The sequence below is a fragment of the Pseudomonas sp. NFACC46-3 genome (assembly GCF_900114515.1).
GTDB classification, from domain to species: Bacteria; Pseudomonadota; Gammaproteobacteria; order Pseudomonadales; family Pseudomonadaceae; genus Aquipseudomonas; species Aquipseudomonas fluorescens_Q.
Genome location: NZ_FOTH01000028.1, coordinates 1 through 19938 on the forward strand (window position 1 = coordinate 1; position 19938 = coordinate 19938).

15 protein-coding genes and 1 pseudogene are annotated in these 19938 nt (G+C 61.5%); 2 read left to right on the forward strand and 14 right to left on the reverse strand.

The genetic code is table 11. From position 1 onward, the window contains the following. Window positions 1-150: 150 nt before the first annotated feature. The 8 genes from tadA to treP all read right to left on the reverse strand — a co-directional run bounded on the left by tadA (window position 151) and on the right by treP (window position 10139). Window positions 151-648, reverse strand: a complete 498-nt coding sequence (gene tadA / locus BM300_RS23055; RefSeq protein ID WP_092223304.1) for a tRNA adenosine(34) deaminase TadA — start codon at window positions 646-648, stop codon at window positions 151-153. Then, window positions 648-2024, reverse strand: coding sequence for a multicopper oxidase family protein (locus tag BM300_RS23060; RefSeq protein ID WP_092464136.1), 1377 nt, complete (start codon window positions 2022-2024; stop codon window positions 648-650). Before BM300_RS23060 ends, tadA begins: the two co-directional genes overlap by 1 nt. Window positions 2025-2220: 196 nt before the next feature. Continuing rightward, entirely contained in the window at window positions 2221-2613 is a 393-nt protein-coding gene (locus BM300_RS23065; RefSeq protein WP_092143889.1) for a DUF6632 domain-containing protein, read from the reverse strand. A 104-nt stretch (window positions 2614-2717) separates the two neighbouring features. After that, a complete protein-coding gene (locus tag BM300_RS23070; RefSeq protein WP_092143886.1) occupies window positions 2718-3005 on the reverse strand; it encodes a PTS sugar transporter subunit IIB in 288 nt (95 codons plus the stop codon). A 2-nt stretch (window positions 3006-3007) separates the two neighbouring features. Beyond that, entirely contained in the window at window positions 3008-5542 is a 2535-nt protein-coding gene (gene ptsP, locus BM300_RS23075; protein WP_092143883.1) for a phosphoenolpyruvate--protein phosphotransferase, read from the reverse strand. A 71-nt stretch (window positions 5543-5613) separates the two neighbouring features. Beyond that, window positions 5614-6837, reverse strand: a complete 1224-nt coding sequence (locus BM300_RS23080; protein WP_092143880.1) for a maltoporin — start codon at window positions 6835-6837, stop codon at window positions 5614-5616. A 142-nt stretch (window positions 6838-6979) separates the two neighbouring features. Then, window positions 6980-8623, reverse strand: a complete 1644-nt coding sequence (treC, locus tag BM300_RS23085) for an alpha,alpha-phosphotrehalase (protein ID WP_092143877.1) — start codon at window positions 8621-8623, stop codon at window positions 6980-6982. Window positions 8624-8696: 73 nt separating this feature from the next. Beyond that, a complete protein-coding gene (gene treP / locus BM300_RS23090; protein ID WP_092143874.1) occupies window positions 8697-10139 on the reverse strand; it encodes a PTS system trehalose-specific EIIBC component in 1443 nt (480 codons plus the stop codon). A 243-nt stretch (window positions 10140-10382) separates the two neighbouring features. Between treP and treR the strand changes: the two genes are divergently transcribed. Next, the gene (gene treR / locus BM300_RS23095) at window positions 10383-11087 is read left to right on the forward strand and encodes a trehalose operon repressor (protein ID WP_092143871.1); all 705 of its coding nucleotides are present in this window, start codon (window positions 10383-10385) and stop codon (window positions 11085-11087) included. Window positions 11088-11126: 39 nt separating this feature from the next. Here treR and BM300_RS23100 read toward each other — a convergent pair. The 6 genes and pseudogenes from BM300_RS23100 to BM300_RS23125 form a co-directional block, all read right to left on the reverse strand. Further along, window positions 11127-11525, reverse strand: a pseudogene (locus BM300_RS23100) (helix-turn-helix transcriptional regulator); the annotation flags it as partial. A 137-nt stretch (window positions 11526-11662) separates the two neighbouring features. Further along, complete coding sequence (locus tag BM300_RS23105; RefSeq protein WP_092143868.1) at window positions 11663-13276, reverse strand: Fic family protein; 1614 nt, start codon at window positions 13274-13276, stop codon at window positions 11663-11665. A gap of 254 nt (window positions 13277-13530) precedes the next feature. Beyond that, complete coding sequence (guaA, locus tag BM300_RS23110) at window positions 13531-15108, reverse strand: glutamine-hydrolyzing GMP synthase (protein ID WP_045155136.1); 1578 nt, start codon at window positions 15106-15108, stop codon at window positions 13531-13533. A 79-nt stretch (window positions 15109-15187) separates the two neighbouring features. Continuing rightward, complete coding sequence (guaB, locus tag BM300_RS23115) at window positions 15188-16657, reverse strand: IMP dehydrogenase (protein ID WP_092143865.1); 1470 nt, start codon at window positions 16655-16657, stop codon at window positions 15188-15190. A 293-nt stretch (window positions 16658-16950) separates the two neighbouring features. Next, complete coding sequence (locus BM300_RS23120; protein WP_092223370.1) at window positions 16951-17499, reverse strand: sugar ABC transporter ATPase; 549 nt, start codon at window positions 17497-17499, stop codon at window positions 16951-16953. A 70-nt stretch (window positions 17500-17569) separates the two neighbouring features. Next, entirely contained in the window at window positions 17570-18337 is a 768-nt protein-coding gene (locus tag BM300_RS23125) for a sulfite exporter TauE/SafE family protein (protein WP_063322840.1), read from the reverse strand. Between the two features lie 218 nt (window positions 18338-18555). Here BM300_RS23125 and xseA point away from each other — a divergent pair, with 218 nt between their 5' ends. Beyond that, a complete protein-coding gene (gene xseA, locus BM300_RS23130; RefSeq protein WP_092144302.1) occupies window positions 18556-19935 on the forward strand; it encodes an exodeoxyribonuclease VII large subunit in 1380 nt (459 codons plus the stop codon). Window positions 19936-19938: the final 3 nt, after the last annotated feature.

Sequence of the window (19938 nt, forward strand, 5' to 3'; positions counted from 1 at the left end):
GGCTTTTGTGGCGAGGGAGCTTGCTCCCGCTGGGCTGCGCAGCAGCCCCCTCTCAAGCTCACTCAATCACCCTGATCCACCGCGTCGCCGGGTTCTAGGGCCGCTTCGCGGCCCAGCGGGAGCAAGCTCCCTCGCCACGGGGTTGTGTGTTCAATCTTGCGATTTGGCTCTTCGGGCCTTGAAGAACTCGCTCAACACCGCGCTGCACTCCTCGGCCAACACCCCGCCCTCGAACATCACCCGATGGTTCAGGAAACCCTGGCTGAAGAACTGCCCCTGGCTCTGCACGATGCCAGCCTTGGGCTCCAGGGCGCCGTAGACGACCCGGGCGATACGCGAATGGACGATGAGGCCAGCGCACATGCTGCAGGGTTCCAGCGTCACATAGAGGGTGCTGCCGGGCAGGCGATAGTTGCTCACCGCCTGGGCGGCGGCGCGGATGGCGACCATTTCCGCGTGGGCACTGGGGTCGTGGCCACTGATCGGGCAGTTGAAGCCGCGTCCGATGATCTCGCCGTCCTGCACCAGCACCGCGCCCACGGGCACTTCGCCCAGGGCGGCGCCTTGAGCGGCGAGGGCCAGGGCTTCGCGCATGAAGTCCTGGTCGCGGCTACGGTCGATGATTTTGGCAGGGCGAATCTGACGCATCACGCCACCTCGATGGCGGCCATCAGGCCGGTTTCCATGTGGTCGATCACATGGCAGTGGAACATCCACACACCCGGATTATCCGCCACCAGCGCCACCTGCGCCCGCTCGTTCTTGCCCAGCAGGTAAGTGTCGGTGAAATACGGCACGACCTTGTGCCGGTTCGACGCGATCACCTTGAAGCTCATGCCGTGCAAATGGATCGGGTGCTGGTACTGGGTCATGTTCTTCAATTCGAAAATGTAGCTCTGGCCTTTCTTCAGCGTGGCGATCGGCCGGTCGGCGCAGGTCTTGTCGGTGATGTCCCAGGCCTTGCCGTTGATCTGCCACAGGCTTGGCGGCTTGCCGTTGTCGACATTGACCGACACCGAGCCGACCCATTCGAAATTGAAGTTGAGTTTTTCGGCATTGGCCAGGTCCGGCTCGGACACCGGGTTGGCTGGCAGTGCCGGCGGCCACTGGGTCGGTGCGTCACTGTTGGGCACCGAGCGCAAGGTTCCCAGGCGCACCGGGCCATTGCGCAACGACAGCTCTTCCCCGGCCGGCGGCGCCTTGATCGCCAGGCAAATGCGCATGCCCGGGCCAAGCCAGTATTCCTTGCCCAGCGGGCGCGGTTCGATGGGGTTGCCGTCCAACGCATAGATCTGCGCTTCAACGCCTGGGATGTTGATACGGTAAGTCAGGGTGTTGTCGAGGTTGAGCAAACGCACCCGGGTGATCTGCCCGGCCGGCAGGTCGATCACCGCCTGCGGCACACCGTTGATGGTCGCCAGCCGCCCGGCCGTGCCGCCACGCGCCGCCTCACGGGGAATACTGAACTCCACGAACTGGCCTTGTTCGTCCACATGCCAGCTCTTGAGGCTCAGGGTCTGTTCATACTTGAAGCCAGTCGGCTCACGCTCTTCGATGATCAATGGTCCCACCAGCCCACGCCCGAGCTCTTCGCTGCTGTTGACGTGGGGGTGATACCAGTAACTGCCGGCGTCCGGCACGCGGAATTTGTAGTCGAAATACTCGCCCGGCAGCACCGGCAGTTGCGAGACATACGGCACGCCGTCCATCTCCAGCGGCAAACGAATACCGTGCCAGTGAATGGTGGTGGCGACCGGCAGATGATTGATGAAACGCACCCGCAACCACTCGCCCTGGCGCACCCGCAGTTCGGTGCCCGGCGCCGAGGGGCCAAACGCCCAGGCCTGGGTCTTGTGCCCGGCCACCAGTTCCACGTCCAGCGGTGCGGCGATCAGTTCATAGTCGTGACCAGCCTCGGCATCGGCGCGCTTGCCCAGCCAATACCGCGATGCGCCCCCCGCGCCTACGCCAACGACAACAAGACCGGCCAGGCCACCGAGTATTTGGCGACGGGTAAAGGACATGAACGCAACCACCTATTGAATCCGCGCGAACCGGTGGGTCCGCAAAAGGCGAATACGATACACCCGCAGATGAGAAACGGTAAGGCCAGCGAAAATGAAAAAAACAAAATGAAAATGCCCTGGGGAAAGTTATCCACAGGGCATTCTTTGTGCACATCGAAGCAAGCCTTTTCGGCAGGATCAGTCCATTCGCTGGTTACGCATTGCTGCGCCGCGGCGTGAAGAAAGCCAACGCCGCCGCAACGATGAACAACGCGGGTACGTCGCCCAGCAGATGGCCAACGTGGCTTGTCCCGTCCATATCGACGCCGAAGGACTGCACGGCCATGATCGCGCCGTGCACGACGCTCGACCACACGGTGAACCAGATCAGGCTCAAATGTTTCATCGGATCGCGCGACGCCATCAGCAAGAACACACCGAGTGTCGCGTAGATGCCGACGATCATCAGCGGGTACTGGGAATGGCCGCTGTGCCACGTCCAGCCGGACGGCCACAGGAGCATCAGCGGCCCGATCGCGAAGATGGCGATCAGACCGACCACAATCAAGACGATGCGCAAGGCGGCGAGCCGCTGGGTGTCGTTCATGGCGGGCTCCTTATTGCGGCGGGTTGCCGTAACTGGATGCCCGTGAGTATAGAACGCTCCCCGGTGTATACCCCGTCAACCGATACCTTCAGACATCTGGCGGTTCAGGCCGGCAAGCCCGTAATCAGATGCACCACGCCGTTCTCCAGTGTCATCACCCCGGCCACCCCGGCCGCGCTCAGCCCCGTCCGGTCGATCCGGGCCACATCCCGCAACTCCACCCGCAGCCGCGTCAGCGCTACGGGTTGATGGTGCTTGAGGTTATCCGCGCCACCCAGCGCGGCAACGATGGCCGGTGACAGTTCATCAACCGCTGCCGCTGGCCTGGGCTCTTCCGGTACCAGGTCCGGGGTCAGGGCTTTCCAGAATGCCTGTTGCAGTTTGTCGAACATGTTCAATGCTCCATGGCCAGGGGGGCCGGATTGGCCGTGGGTGAATGAATACGCAAGAGGTCGCGCACCTGCTCGGCGCTTTCCTGGGCCAAGGCCTGTTGGGCCAGCGTGCGGCATTCACTCAGATCCCATTCACGCACGCAGGCCTTGATGGCCGGAATCAGCGGCACGCTGACCGATAGCTCATCCACGCCAAGCCCCAGCAACACCGGTACCGCCAAGGTTTCCGATGCCAGCGCGCCACATACTCCGACCCATTTGCCATGGGCGTGAGCGGCCTCGACTGTCCGGGCGATCAGGCGCAATACCGACGGATGCAGTCCATCGGCCTGGCTGGCCAAGCGCGGGTGGTCGCGGTCCATGGCCAGGGTGTACTGGGTCAAGTCGTTGGTCCCGATGGAGAAGAAATCCACTTCGGAAGCAAACAGGTCGGCCATCAGGGCCGCCGCCGGGACTTCGATCATGATGCCCAGCTTCGGCGCTTGCGACAGGCCCAGGTTGCGCACCTCTTCGTCCAACATCTGCCGCGCCAGCCGCAATTCCGACAACTGCGTGACCATTGGCAGCATGATGTGCAGCCGCGTCAGCCCCGAACAGGCGAGGATTGCCCGGAACTGTTCACGCAATAACTGCGGTCGCTCCAGGCACAGGCGAATACCACGCATGCCCAGAAACGGATTGGCCTCGTGGGCCATCGGCACATAGGCCAGCGGCTTGTCTCCGCCCACGTCCAGGGTACGCACCACCAGATTTCGCTCAACCCCCAGGGCCCGGGCGACGGCACTGTACAAGGCCGCTTGCTCGTCATGGCCAGGTGGGTGCGCGCGATCCAGGTAAAGCAGTTCGGAGCGCAACAGCCCCACCCCTTCGCCCCCCAGGGTCATGGCCTGCTCCACGTCCCGAAGCGAGCCGACATTGGCAGTGATCTCGACTCGATGACCATCAAGGGTACGGGCCGCGAGGGCCGATTGTTCGAGGTCACGCCGCTGCCGTCGCAACTGTCGGTCACGGGAGGCCTGGAGTTGCTCGATCCGCGCCGGGTCTGGATTCAAATGCAGTTCGCCGCTGTCGGCATCCAGCAACACCGGGGTGCCGTTGGCAATGGTCAATGCCTGCTCAGGCACGCCACACAACGACGGCAGGCCCAGCGCACGGGCCAGGATCGCCACATGGCTGGTAGCACCGCCACCCACCGTGACGAAACCGGCGATTCGCGTGGTGTCCAGGCTCGCGGTCTGGGACGGCGTCAGTTGCGCGGCCACCAGGATCGACTGCTCGGGCAGGTCCCAGGTGTGGTCCTGCACGCCGAGGATCAGCTTGAGGACCCGATGCCCGACATCGGCCAGATCCATCGCGCGCTCGGCCAGCAAGGCATTGCCCGATTGCTGGAACTGCGTGGCGGTCGACTCGGTTGCGGTTTTCCAGGCAAAGGCCGCGCTCTTGCCTTCGACGATCAGATCCCGAGCCTGCTCCAGCAAGGTGGGGTCTTCCAGCAACTCCTGATGCGCGGCAAAAATCTGGGCCTGGACACTGCCTGCACTCTCGCTCTGCAACGCCTTCAATGCCTGGCTCGCCTGGTTCAACGCCTGGTCCAGGAGGGCCTGCTCGGTTTCGATTCCCGCGCCTGGCTCTTGCACTTCCAACGCCTGGGTCGCGACCTGCACCACCACCCCCGACACCGAGCCCGGCGAGGCACACACGCCATGCCAGCGCTCAGGCGCGGGCGATTCGACGCACACGGGCACTTCTGGCGTCGGCTGCGCCTGGACGGATTCGCCGCAGCCCGCCAGCAACAGTTGCGTCAACGCCTCGAGCGCCTGTTCGGCCTGTGGACCGGCGGCACTGAGCTGCAAACTGTCGCCCTTGACCGTCTGCAACGCCATGATCGCCACCAGGGATTTGCCGTTGGCGCTGGCCTGCTGCTTGTGCAGGCAGATGTTCGCATCAAAGCCTTTTGCCGCCTGGGCGAACACCGCAGCGGGACGCGCATGCAGACCGCTGTCATTCGGCAGGATCAGCGGCTTGGAAAACAGCACCGAGCCCTGTTGCGTCTGCGCGTCCTGCCCTTGCGTTCCTTGACTCACCTGCAGCAACGGCTGACCGCTTTCCACGCAGGACGACTGGGCCGGAATCAAGGTGAAGGCTTCGCCGCTGACCACCAACATCAGCGTCAACAGACTGCGCGCGTGCAAGGCAATGTAATCAGCATCGAAATCGATCAGCGGCTGGCCCGCCTCCACTCGTTGCCCCATTTCAACCCGCGAGGTAAAGCCCTTGCCCGCCAGGTTCACCGTATCCAGGCCGATGTGCATCAACACCTGAACACCGTTGTCACTGGTGACACTCACTGCGTGGGCGCTGTCCTGGAGCGTGCCGACGACACCGGAGAGCGGCGCACAAAGGGTCTGCGACGTCGGATCGATACAGATTCCATCCCCCACGACACGATCGGAGAAGACCGGGTCCGGCACCTTGTCCAGGGGCATCAAGACCCCGGACAACGGTGCGAGCAATTGCAAAGGTTGCGTTGTGTTCATGACTTCACCTGCTGCTGTCTGTTCTTTTCGCATCGCGGGCAGAGCGCATCCACCGACCCGCGTCACACGGGTCATTTCCACCAGTACTCAACCTGCACGCCCACGTTGGAACCATGCCGCGTGCCGCCAAATGCACCGGTGTCGGACAGCGCCGAACCGGCCGCCAGTTCATTGGCTGCGCGCTGGGCCGCCGCGTTCCAGCTGGCGTAGGTGTAATACAGTCGTATTTCCGGGCGAGCCCAGAATTCCGGGCCCTTGGGCGACCAGGTAGGGGCAAAGGTGAATTTGCTCAGCTTGCGTGTTCCATCGCTGGCCTGCACTTGGTCATGGCCCAGTTCGGTCACCAACTTGAACTGATCGGTGATGGCGTAGGCCGGGCGAACCCCCAACGACAGCCAGTCCTGATCGACGCCGTCAGGACGAATGTCTTTCTGGTACACCGCCTGTACTTGCCCGCCGAAACGCGGCGTGATCTGCCAATCGAAAAACTCCACCAGACGATAGCTCTTGTTGCTGTCGTCCAGTCCGGTATCGCCGGTATAACCCAGTCCGGTGCCGGGCCCCTCCCCATATTGCAAGGCCAGTTTATTCTTGCCGCCAAGGAAGTCCTGCTGCACATGCTGGGCGGTCAAGGCCCAACCGCGATGGGCATCGCGCCGGCTCGCCCGGTCGATGAGACTCACCCCGAACTCCAGCTCGCCACCGGGATTGGTATCGAAGCCGCCCACGTTGAAGTCATGCCGGTTGACCGGGTCTTTCTGGTACAGGTTGTCCTTGCGCGAAAAGGCGTAGCTGTATTTCAGCCCGCCGATCAACACATCCTCGATTCCGGCCCCAGTGGCGCTCTGGTTCCAGTAGTAGAAATCGGAAATATGGATGTCGTTACGCTTGTAGTAACGCCGACCGGCCCATAGCGAGCCTCCGTTCAGGCTGGGCATGTTCGACCACTGGGCATACATCTGCGGCATCCGCGCCGCGCCGTTTTCGCCCTGGAAGGTCGGCGTGCGGTCGTAGCGGTTATACAACGAAGCCATGCCATCCACGCTCAGCACCGAACCGTCGTCGAGGGTGAAAAGGTCCTGGCGCAGCTCCAGTTCGCCATATTGTTCGCACTCGTTGCCCAATCGATATTTGCTTTGCGCCCCGGGCAACTGGAAACAGGATTGGGAGCGGCCATTGGTGGCACTGCCGACGCCACTGCGCAGGTAGCCGGAGAACTCCAGCGCCTGGGCGGGGAATGGCAATGCCAGGCAAATACAAGACACTGCAAGACCACGATTTATTGTTGTTTTCATATGCCGCTCCTTCTTTTTTATTGTTTTTTGATGCACTTCAATCTCCCTTCGCCTGCCAGCGAATGGGCGACAAAAGGCACACGGTGCGTCGAGCGCAACGTGGTCGCTATCAGGCGATGCCTGGGTCAGAAATGACGTTTGTTCAGTCGCTCAGGTGCAGCACGAACGACTCGTAGGGGCGTAGGAACAATCGTCGCTCACGGTGTTGGCGGTCGTAGTTGCCGATCACCCATCGTTGCTTCGTGTCGGCGCAGAGAATTCCTTCCGGCAACTGGACTTCGCAGTCGCCATCGTAAAAGTGGCTGACCACCAGCAGGCGCTCGCCCTGCCCTTCGCGCAGGTACGCCCACACCTGGGGATGCTCGGGCAGCAGCAGGCGATAGACCCCGTCCTGGATCAAGGCCTCGCTGCGACGCAGGGCAATCAAGCGACGGTAGTAATGCAGTACCGAGGTCGGGTCTTGCAGTTGCTGCTCGACATTGATGAAGGCCGCGTTGGCGGGTACGTCGATCCAGGGTTCGGCACGGCTGAAACCCGCGTTCGGCCCGGCATTCCATTGCATCGGCGTACGCCCGTTGTCACGGGACTTTTGCATGATCGGCCCCATGGCCTCGGCTTCAGGCATGCCGGCGTTGCGCTTGAGGCGATAGATGTTCAGGGTTTCCACATCGCGGTATTGATCGATGTGATCGAAGCCCGGATTGGTCATTCCCAGCTCCTCGCCCTGGTATACGAAAGGCGTGCCCTGCAGAAAGTGCAGCGCAGTGGCGAGCATCTTCGCCGAGACCACCCGATATTCTCCGTCATGCCCGAAGCGCGACACCACCCGCGGCTGATCATGGTTACACCAGAACAGTGCGTTCCAGCCGCCACCGGCTTGCATGCCGGTCTGCCAGTCGGACAGGATGCGCTTGAGCTGGAAAAAATCGAAGTCGGCCCGCACCCACTTTTGCAGGTTCGGATAATCCACCTTCAAGTGATGGAAATTGAAGGTCATCGACAACTCCCGTGAGTCCGGGCACGAATAGCGAACGCAGTGTTCAAGGCTGGTGGACGACATCTCGCCAACGTTGATCAGGTCGAAACCTTCGAAGACTTCCCGATGCATTTCCTGCAGATAGCGGTGTACGTTGGGGCCATCGGTATAGAAGCGGCGGCCATCGGTGTGATCGTCAGGAAAGTCGGCCGGCTTGGAGATCAAGTTGATCACATCGAGACGGAAGCCCCCCACCCCCTTGTCCCGCCAGAAGCGCATCATCTTGAACACTTCGGCGCGCACCCGCGGGTTGTCCCAATTCAGATCGGCCTGGGTGTGGTCGAACAGGTGCAGGTAATACTGGCCGGTCTGTGCTTCGTACTCCCAGGCAGAACCACCGAATTTGGATTCCCAACTGTTGGGCTGGTCGCGCCAGACGTAGAAATCGCGATACGGGTTGTCGAGGCTGCTGCGAGCGGCCTGGAACCAGGGATGCTCGATAGAGGTGTGGTTGACCACGATATCGAGCATCAGCTTGATACCGCGACTGTGGGCTTCGGCGATCAGCAATTCACAATCGGCCATGGTGCCGTAGCTGGGGTCAATGGCGTAGTAATCGCTGATGTCGTAGCCATTGTCCCGTTGCGGCGAACGCAGGAACGGGGTGAGCCACAGGTAATCCACACCCAGCCAGTGCAGGTAGTCGAGCTTGTCCACGACGCCCAGCAAATCGCCGGTGGCCTGGCCACCATGGCTGTAGAAACTCTTCGGATAAATCTGGTAGATCACTGAACGTTGCCAGTCTTGCATGGCGAGATTCCTTCAGTCTGTTGGGTACCGAACCGGGAGGCCTCATCGCGGGCCAGCCCGGATCCCACGAGTGTCAGGCGACGCGATACCCCGGCCGGACGATCTTCATGCTCAATGCACAGGTCAGGGCAAAGGGCACGCTCATGGCGATGGCCATGCCGATCACGAACATGGGTATGGCGTCGGGAACGATCGAGATGAAACCCGGCAAGCCTCCCACGCCAATGGCCGAGGCCTTGATCTTGTTCAACGAGAGGAAAATACAGCCCAGGGCCGAGCCGGCCAGGGCGCAATAAAAGGGGAACTTGTAACGCAGGTTGACCCCGAACATCGCCGGCTCCGTGATGCCGAAGTAAGCGGAAATCGCCGAGGTGGACGCCATGCTCTTGTCCCGGGCATTGCGGGTCATGTAGAACACCGCCAGCGCCGCACTGCCCTGGGCCAGGTTGGACATGACGATCATCGGCCAGATAAAGGTCCCGCCCTGGGTCGAGATCAACTGAAGGTCCACTGCCAGGAACATGTGGTGCATGCCGGTGACCACCAGCGGCGCATAGAGAAGGCCAAAGATCGCCCCGCCGATCACCGGCGCCAGGTCGAACAGCGCCACCATACCCTCGGTGATCAGGATCCCCAGGTGCCGGGTGACCGGACCGATGATGGCGAGGGCCAGCACTCCGGTGACCACGATGGTGGTGATGGGTATCACCAGCAGTTGGATCGCATTGGGCACCCTGGCACGCAACCATTTCTCGATCACGCTCATGACATAGGCCGCCAGCAGGATCGGCAGGATCTGCCCCTGATAGCCGACTTTTTCGATCCGGAACCAGCCGAAGATATCGAAATAGGGCAGGCTCTGGCCGTCCAGCCCCGCCACGGCCTTGCCGTAGTTCCAGGCGTTGAGCAGGTCCGGGTGGACCAGCATCAGGCCCAGCACGATGCCGAGGATTTCACTGCCGCCAAAACGCTTGGCCGCCGACCAACCTACCAGGGCCGGAAGAAAGACGAAGGAGGTGTTGGCCATCAGGTTGATCAGGCTCCAGACACCGTCCAGGTTGGGATACGCATCGAGCAACGTCTGGCCGGCAATGAACATGCCCTTGGCCCCCAGCAGGTTGTTGACGCCCATCAACAGACCGGCGATCACCAAGGCGGGCAGGATCGGCATGAACACGTCGGAAAGCACCCGTACCAGGCGCTGCATGCCGTTTCCCTTCTGCGCGCCCTGGCGCTTGACGTCGGCAATGGTTGCGGCCGCAAGGCCAGTCAGTTCCCGCAGGGCGGCGTAGACCTTTTCCACTTCGCCCGGCCCGATGACCACCTGAAACAGCCCACCGGTAAAAAACGATCCCTTGACCAGATCAATCTGGTTCAGCGTGGCGCTGTTCACCCGGGCGGCATCCTTGAGGGACAGGCGCAGGCGCGTCACGCAATGGGCGGCCTGCTCGATATTGTCGACGCCACCGAGGCTTTGCAGCAGCTCACTGGCGATTTTGGAGTAATCGTGGCTCATGCTTTTTTCTTCCGCGTCATTCTTGTTATTGAGAGTCGACAGCACGTGGAAGCGAAAGTACTCGTCTGTACGAGTTAAATCAACAACTCGTACAGACGAGTTTTGAAATTGTTTATGATACCCATGACAAAACGGGAAACGTCCTACGCTCCTCTCATCAAATAATGACAGTCGAATGGACAAATCCCCCACTTGGCCCTTAAGGTTCCGCCCCGGTGAACAGCGCGGTACAGAGCCCTCTCCATGAGTAAATACAACCGGATCTACAACGATCTGCTGACCAGCATTACCACCGAACGCCTGGAGCGTGGCGCCCGCTTGCCTTCGGAAACCGAACTGATGGACAGCTACCAGGCCAGTCGCGGCACCGTGCGCAAGGCGATCGAACAGCTTCAGGAACGTGGTTTTGCCCAGAAGATCCACGGCAAGGGCACCTTCGTGCTGTCGACCTCCCCCATCGAATTCCAGCTCGGCGGCATCGTCAGCTTCCAGGAGACCTACCCGCGCCTGGGCGACGATGTCAGCACTGATGTGGTCGAGTTCACTCAACTGCCGTTGGAAGGCGCCCTGCTCGAGCACATCAAGGCACCCGCCGGCAGCCAGGTGACGCGCATCAAGCGGGTACGGCGAATCGACGGCAAACGGGTGATCCTGGACATCAACCATTTCGTCAGCGACGTGATCCCCGGCCTGACCCGCGACATCGCCGAGCGCTCGATCTACGCCTTCATCGAACAGACCCTGCAGCTGCAAATCGCCTATGCCCAGCGCACCATCGAAGCGATTCGCTGCGGCAAGGACGACCAGCAACACCTGGACCTCGACGGCCAGAGCCACGTCATCGTGGTCAGCAACCAGACCTTTCTCCAGGACGGCCGACAGTTCGAGTACACCGAATCACGGCATACCCTGGATAAGTTTTATTTTTCGGACGTGGCGCGGCGCTGAAGTCGTGAGGAATCCCAGCTCAGCGACGCCACAGGATTGTCACCCAACCAAAGCTTCCAGCTCTTTGGAAGCCATGCCCGGTAACCGTCGGCCTTCTTTCGCAACGTTGACCTGCAACGCCACCTGGGCCACATCCAAAACGCTCTTGGCAAGCGAATAGCTGCCCTTGGCCTGGAGCCAGCTCAGAACGTCTGCCAAGTGCCAGATAGACGCACTCCCCTCGTGCACGGGCGTCGGGAAGCTGCCCGGATGAGCCAACATCAGCTTGCGCATGTTTTGCCGAGATACACCGACGATCTCGGCTACGTCGGTCAGCCCGACTAAATCAGGCGCTACCTCGATCAGTCTGGCCGATGGCACCGCGCGGCGAACGTCGCCCAGCGCACTAAGCACTGCCTTAACCGCATCAGGCGCATCCCGAGTGAACTCAAGTGCCAGTGCGATACCCGCAAGTATACCGCCCGATGATAAACGCAGCTCGGTGCCCGCGGAGGCGGTAGTCGTAGCGAAACGTGACGGGGAAACCGACTGGCAGAAGAACCTCCCCTAGGAGGACGGAAATTGCATGAACGGCTTCAACGGTCGACGGGCTTTCCCGGGCGATATCGATCAATCACAGTAGCACCCGCTCCGCCGTTCTCCTCGAACGCCCGCGAAACGGCATCAACGATTTCGGCCCAGACCCCGACCTGTTGCAGCACGGGCATTTCCTTGGCAAGCACATTGCTCAACTCGCCGCGATTCTGCTCAATTGAGCGCAGCACCCGATCCGCCTGTTGGTCGGGCATCTCGACCACCTCCTTCAGCATCGCGCGGGCACGCGCATGGCTGCGCAGATAACGAGACTCTTCGCGCATCTGCTCGGTCAAAGTCCGGCCAATGATATTGGCCAGAAACACGGTATGAGGTCCGAGATCCGGATAACGCCACAGCGGTCGGGCTTGGTCAGCGCCCTGAAAAGAGAAGTTCGACACGACACCATCTGGATAGGTCGTCTGTCTGGACTCGAAGACTACTCGCTCGCGTACAGCCTGCATAAGCGGCCTGGACACCTGGTCCAGCACTCGGTCATAGCCGCGACGCTCGCCTACGTCATCTGTAATAACCGCAGAGATCGGCAGAATCACAGGATCCGGGATTACGCCGTCGCGTCGCAGTACGTCGTTGACCAAAAACCGGTGCACACGGCCGTTACCATCAGCGAGTGGATGGATATAGACGAAACCAAAGGCTGCAACTGCGCTGCGCATCACCGACGACTGGCCTTGCGTCCTTTCGAGGAACACCCTCAGCCCTTCAAGCATCGCGCCGATTTCATCGGCCGCAGGGGCGACGTAGTGTACGACCTCCTGGTAGCGCACCGTTTCGCCGACGAAAACCGGTGACTGGCGCACGCCGAAGTGGGCGATCGTCGTCCGATCACCGAGAATTTCCCGCTGCAACTCCGCCAGTGCAGCGTTGCTCAATGGCACCAGACCTTGTCCGGTGCGGCGCGCCATCACGTCGGCAAAACGTTGTACTCGCCCTACCCGGTCAGCCTCGCCTTCGATGGCGAAACTGGCCTTGCTTTCGCGTAACGTCATCCAGACCGCCGATCGTATCAGCAGATCCTCGCCGAACTCGTCCGTCAACTCACCGAACAAACGTGGAATGTCCAGACTGGCCGCACGCATCATCGCCTCAGTCTTGACTACGCAGGGGCAGAATTCGCGCGTACCGGCCAGATTGTCATTCACCCGCCAGCGCTGCACCTTGACCACCCGGTCCCGCGATGCCGAAACCAGCTTGGCTTCGTCGATGGCATCGACGTAGTTGCCCCCCAGACGCTCGGGTACGACCAGGGTGTCCCGGGTCAGCCATTCATACAGAAACGCAGCGCGACGCGCATACTGCCCGGTAGGCTCGGCCGCGACCCAGGCTTGGACGAAATCAGGCCCCGTCCGCTCGAAAAGACGGGCCAGGAACTCCAGATGGGGGACTTCATGCCGTAGGTGGAACTGCAGATGCGCGGCAGGCTTTGCATCCGGTCGCATCGCCTCGGGATAGGTTTCCAGACTAAAACCATCGTTGATCTGGGTTGCGCGTCGCCCGCCCGCCTGGCTCGTCACAGGCAGTCTCCCCAGCGGCAGCACGCCATAGAGTCGGGCCAGCCAGCTGGCGCCTATGGGATCGGCGGGCAAATCGATCATAAGGGACCTCTGCGGACAAGAAGGCTTTTCAGGGATTCAAAAATGATGCGAGACGCCTAATCTTGTTAATTGATGCTTAAGATCAGACAAAAACAATTAGAAAACAAGAGAAACGAACAAAAGCGATTATTGCCTGCAATCCAGCTCGTCAGAGCTGAGGAAGGGGCTGAACATGCACCCTTCCTCTGTCCGACTACGGAATCGACGTTGCATCGATTTCAAGATAGCTGGAGATGGCCTCTAGAGACCTCCCTTCACTCCCACTCAATCGTCGCCGGCGGCTTGCTCGACACGTCATACGTCACGCGGGAGATGCCTTCGATTTCGTTGATGATCCGCCCGGAAACGGTTTCCAGCAGCTCGTATGGCAGGTGTGCCCAGCGAGCGGTCATGAAGTCGATGGTTTCCACGGCACGCAGGGCCACGACCCAGGCGTAACGACGGCCATCACCGACCACGCCGACGGATTTCACCGGTTGGAACACCACGAACGCCTGGCTGACCTTGTGGTACCAGTCGGCCTTGCGCAGTTCTTCGATGAAGATGTGGTCGGCGCGACGCAGCAGGTCGGCGTATTCCTTCTTCACTTCACCGAGGATCCGCACGCCCAGGCCCGGGCCCGGGAATGGGTGGCGGTAGACCATGTCGTAGGGCAGGCCCAGCTCCAGGCCGAGGCGACGAACCTCGTCCTTGAACAGTTCGCGCAGCGGCTCGACCAGCTTGAGGTTCATCTCTTCCGGCAGGCCACCGACGTTGTGGTGGGACTTGATCACGTGGGCCTTGCCGCTCTTGGCGCCGGCCGACTCGATCACGTCGGGATAGATGGTGCCCTGGGCCAGGTACTTGATGTTGTCCAGCTTGCAGGATTCGGCATCGAACACGTCGATGAAGGTGCGGCCGATGATCTTGCGCTTCTTCTCCGGGTCGGACTCGCCGGCCAGGTTGTTCAGGAACTGCTCTTCGGCGTTGGCGCGGATCACCTTGACGCCCATGTTCTCGGCGAACATGGCCATCACTTGCTCGCCTTCGTGCAGACGCAGCAGGCCGTTGTCGACGAAGACACAGGTCAGTTGATCGCCAATGGCCTTGTGCAGTAGCGCAGCGACCACCGAGGAGTCCACACCGCCGGACAGGCCCAGCAGCACGTTATCGGTACCGACCTGGGCGCGCACCTGGGCGATGGCGTCTTCAGCGATTTTCGACGGGGTCCACAGGGCTTCGCAACCGCAGATGTCGAGGATGAAGCGCGACAGGATGCGGCCGCCCTGCTTGGTGTGGGTCACTTCAGGGTGGAACTGCACGCCGTAGTAACGGCGATCATCGTTGAACATGCCGGCAATCGGGCAGCTCGGGGTGCTGGCCAGGATGTGGAAGTCTTCCGGCATCTTGGTGACTTTGTCACCGTGGCTCATCCACACGTCCAGGCCGAACAGGCCGTCGGCGTCGACGTGGTCTTCGATGCCGTCCAGCAGGCGGCTCTTGCCGACGACGTCAACGCGGGCATAACCGAACTCACGCAGGTCGGAGCCTTCTACCTTGCCGCCCAGCTGTTCGGCCATGGTCTGCATGCCGTAGCAGATACCAAAGACCGGTACACCCAGGTCGAACACGGCTTGCGGGCAGCGCGGGCTGTCGGCTTCGTGCACGGACTCGGGGCCGCCGGCGAGAATCACGCCTTTAGGCGCGAATTCGCGAATCGCTTCGTCATCCATGTCGAACGGATGCAATTCGCAGTACACACCGATTTCACGCACGCGGCGGGCGATCAGCTGGGTGTACTGGGAACCGAAGTCGAGGATCAGGATGCGGTGAGCGTGAATGTCGAGGGCCATGACTCATTCTCATGTAGTGAATCAGAAACAACTCGGGGCTGAATGAACAGCCCCGGTGATTAACGTTTTGCTGGAAGCCTTAACCTACGCGGTAGTTCGGCGCTTCCTTGGTGATCTGTACGTCGTGGACATGGGACTCGGCCATACCGGCACCGGTGATCCGGACGAATTCCGGCTTGGTGCGCATCTCTTCGATGTTGGCGCTGCCGGTGTAGCCCATGGAAGAACGCAGGCCGCCCATCAGTTGATGGATGATGGCGCTCAGGGTGCCTTTGTATGGCACGCGACCTTCGATGCCTTCCGGTACCAGCTTCTCGGCACCCGCGGAGGAGTCCTGGAAGTAACGGTCGGAAGAGCCCTGGGCCTGGGACATGGCACCCAGCGAACCCATGCCGCGATAAGCCTTGTAGCTACGGCCCTGGAACAGTTCGATCTCGCCCGGTGCTTCTTCGGTACCGGCAAACATCGACCCCATCATCACGCAGGAGGCACCGGCGACGATGGCCTTGGACAGGTCACCGGAGAAGCGGATACCGCCGTCGGCGATCAACGGCACGCCCGTGCCTTCAAGGGCGGCGGCGACGTTGGCGATGGCGCTGATCTGCGGCACGCCGACACCGGCAACGATACGGGTGGTGCAGATCGAGCCAGGGCCGATACCGACCTTGACCGCGTCGGCGCCGGCTTCGGCCAAGGCCTTGGCCGCAGCGCCAGTGGCGATATTGCCACCGATCACCTGCACGTCAGGGAAATTCTGCTTGACCCAGCGAACGCGGTCGATCACGCCTTTGGAGTGGCCGTGGGCGGTGTCGACCACCACCACGTCAACACCGGCACTGACCAGGGCCGCGACGCGATCACCGGTGTCCTTGCCGGTGCCGACCGCCGCGCCGACGCGCAGACGACCTTGGTCGTCCTTGCTGGCCAGCGGGTAGGCCTTGGCTTTTTCGATGTCGTTGACGGTCATCATGCCCTTGAGGGCGAATTTGTCGTCGACGATCAGCACGCGCTCGATACGGTGCTTGTGCAGCAACTCGCGGACTTCGTCCTTGTTGGTGCCTTCCTTGACCGTGACCAGGCGCTCTTTAGGCGTCATCACTTGGCGGACGGTGGCATCCAGGCGGTTCTCGAAACGCACGTCGCGGGAGGTGACGATGCCGACCAGGTCGCCATCGTGCAGCACCGGAACGCCGGAGATGTTGTGCATACGGGTCAGTTCGAACAGATCCCGGACCGTGGCGTCAGCCTCGATGGTGATCGGATCCTTGACCACGCCAGCCTCGAACCGCTTGACCTTGCGCACTTCGGCGGCCTGCTGTTCGATGGTCATGTTCTTGTGGATGATACCGATACCGCCTTCCTGGGCCATGGCAATGGCCAGACGGGCTTCGGTCACGGTGTCCATGGCGGCGGAAACCAGGGGGATATTCAGTTCGATGCCACGGGTGAGACGGGTTTTGAGACTGACTTCGTTAGGCAGTACTTCGGAATAACCGGGCACTAGGAGAATGTCGTCGAAGGTCAGAGCTTCTTGGCTGATACGCAGCATCGCGGGGGCTCCCGAGCGGGAAAATGGAAGCGCGCCATTATACTCATGGACCCCGTCTGGCTCAATGTAAAACTCTGTCTATTATTGCCGGGGTGATTGACGGAGCTAATCACTACAATCTCTGGAGCACTCCTGATCCTGTGGCGAGGGGATTTATCCCCGCTGGACTGCGCAGCAGTCCCAAAGCAGTCGACTCATATACCTGATGTACCGCATAGCCTGGGTTTAGGGCCGCTTCGCGCCCCAGCGGGGATAAATCCCCTCGCCACAAAAGCAGTCTCCAGTGCGCTTATCTACAACTCCACCCTCACCCAACTCACCGGCTGATCGAGCCAGTCGGCGAATTCATCGAGAAAGTCCTGCTTGAACCCCGCCTCCAGCCAATTGTTGAAAATGAACCCCAGGTTGGAAAACCCGCAGGGCTGCAGGAACAGGAAGCCATTGATGTCGTCTTCATGACCGCATTCAGGGCAAGTGAAGTTGTCGGTGCGCGCCGGCATCCAGTCTTCCAGGCTTTCGAACAGCGCTTCGCCGACTTCCTTGCGGCACTCGGCGCAACCGGCTTCTTCGAGAAAGCCCTTGGCCGGTGTATAGATGCAGCGCTTGGTGATGATCTCCAGGCCATTGATCGCTTCACCGAACGGCAAGGCTTCGGGATGCAGGACCACCTCGCGAGCACCGGGGGCGATGGCGTGGGCCATGCGATTGCCGGTGCGCCCGCAGGTGGTCAGTTGTTCTTCGACGATATTCTTGCGCACCAGCCAGCGCACGATCGCCCGGGCCCGGGGCTCGTGGACCGGCAGGGTGGAAATTTTCGGAACGATGATGCTTTGCGAGTTCATGGCGAGGCCTGGCTGTTTCCCTGGCAGGGTCTGATCAAAGGCCGGCAGCTTAATCCCTGGCGGGGCCAGGTCAAGCACTCAGGTAGCGCCCGATCAACGCGAGGCCGCTGGCAAGCACCAGCCAGGTGACCAGCCGCACGAATGCTTCTCGCGACATTTTCATGGTCAAGCGACGCCCTACCCACAACCCCAGCGCCATGGCCGGCAACAAACACAGCGCCAGTACCAACAAGGGTAGCTCGGCATAGACCCCGGCCACGATAAACAGGCTCAGGCGCACCACGGTGCTGCAACTGATCAGGGCACTTTGCGTGGCTCGGGCCGGGTCCTTGGGCAAGCGACTGTTCAGGTAGATGGCATATAAAAAGCCGCCACTGCCAAACAACGCGCCGAACATCCCGCCCACCGTACCCATCGGAACCGCCCACAGCGCCGACAACTGTGTCGGCCGGGTCTTGATCAGCAGGCTGTAGATCGCATAGCAACTGATGAACACCCCCATCAGCAGCAACAACAGGTCGGACTTGAGGTTGAGCAGGAAAATCACCCCGAGGGTGCAGCCCAATGCCATGCACGGCAACAACCGCAGCAGCTCCGGCCGGGACACGTCCCGACGCGATGGCAGCAAGTTGCCAAAGGCCGCGACAAAATCCAACAAGACCAGCAGCGGGACGATTTTCGACAGGGGCATGAACAGCAGCAGGATGGGCGCGGCCACCAGCGCCGTGCCGAACCCGGCAATGCCGAAGACGATGTAGGCCAGGGCAATGGCCGAGCCGATCACCAGCCATTGCGTGGGGGCAAATGCCCACTGGCCCAACCATGGGAGAAGATTCATCCGGCACTTCCTTGATGAGGAGAGCGGCGACTTTAGCCAGTTGTGTCATGGCATATCCAGCATTTGTGGTGACAGGCCTGTCGCTATCGCGAGCAAGCTCGCTCCCACATTTGATCTTCAGTGCGACATAGATCCCCTGTGTGCGAGCTTGCTCGCGATGCAGGCAACCCGGTCTAATTGTCTGCACACCATTGGCGAATCCCCTTATCATGCCGCCCATGATTAAAGATCCCTTTGCCCGACTGGGCCTGGACCGTGAGGTCCTGACTGTCAGCCAGCTCAACGGCCGTGCGCGGGTGTTGCTCGAAGACGTGTTCAGCAACATCTGGGTCGAGGGCGAAATCTCCAACCTCGCCCGCCCGGCCTCCGGCCACGTGTACTTCACCCTCAAGGACAGCGGTGCCCAGGTGCGTTGCGCGTTGTTCCGGCAGAACGCCGCGCGGGTGCGCCAGGCCTTGAAAGACGGGTTGGCGGTGAAAGTGCGCGGCAAGGTCTCGCTGTTCGAAGGCCGTGGCGATTATCAACTGATCCTCGACACCGTCGAGCCAGCCGGCGATGGCGCCCTGCGCCTGGCCTTCGATGCCTTGAAGGAAAAACTCAGCGCCGAGGGCCTGTTCAGTGCCGAACGCAAGGTGCCGCTGCCGGCTCATCCGCAACGCATCGGCATCATCAGTTCGCCCACCGGCGCGGTGATCCGCGACATCATCAGTGTCTTCCGCCGCCGCGCGCCGCAGATCGCCCTGACCCTGATCCCCACCGCCGTGCAAGGGCGCGAAGCCACCGCACAAATCGTCCGCGCCCTGAAGCTGGCCGACGCCCGTGGTTTCGATGCGCTGATCCTGGCCCGGGGCGGCGGTTCGCTGGAAGACTTGTGGTGCTTCAACGAAGAAGCCGTGGCCCGGGCGGTGGATGCCTGCGTCACGCCGATCGTCAGCGCCGTGGGCCATGAAACCGATGTGTCCATCAGCGATTTCGTCGCCGACGTACGCGCCCCGACCCCGTCCGCCGCCGCCGAACTGCTGGCACCGGATGCTGGCGACCTGGTGCGCCGGGTCGAAAGCCTGCATCGCCGGCTGGTGATGCGCATGCGCGACCGCCTGATGCGCGATCAACTGCGCCTCGAAGGCCTGACCCGACGCCTGCGCCACCCCGGCGAACGCCTGCGCCAGCAAGCCCAGCGCCTCGACGATCTGGACATGCGCCTGCGCCGGGCCTTCGAGCGCAGCCTCAATACCCGCCGCGAACGCTTGATCCGCCTGGAAACCCGCCTGGCCGGGCAACATCCGGGCCGGCACCTGGCGTTGCTACGCCAGCGCCTGGACAGCCTCGCCGAACGCCTGCCCCGGGCGATGCGCGAAGGCCTGAAAGCGCGACGCGTGCAGCTGCACAACCAGATGCAGACGCTGCACATCGTCAGCCCCCTGGCGACCCTCGGCCGCGGCTACAGCATTCTGCTCGACGAACGCGGCCAGGCGATCCGCAGTGCCGGGCAAACCCAGACCGGCCAGCGCCTGACCGCCCGCCTTGGCGAAGGTGAGCTGCTGGTACGGGTCGAAGACAATCACCTCACGCCGGTCACCCTTTCTTTACTGGATTGATTC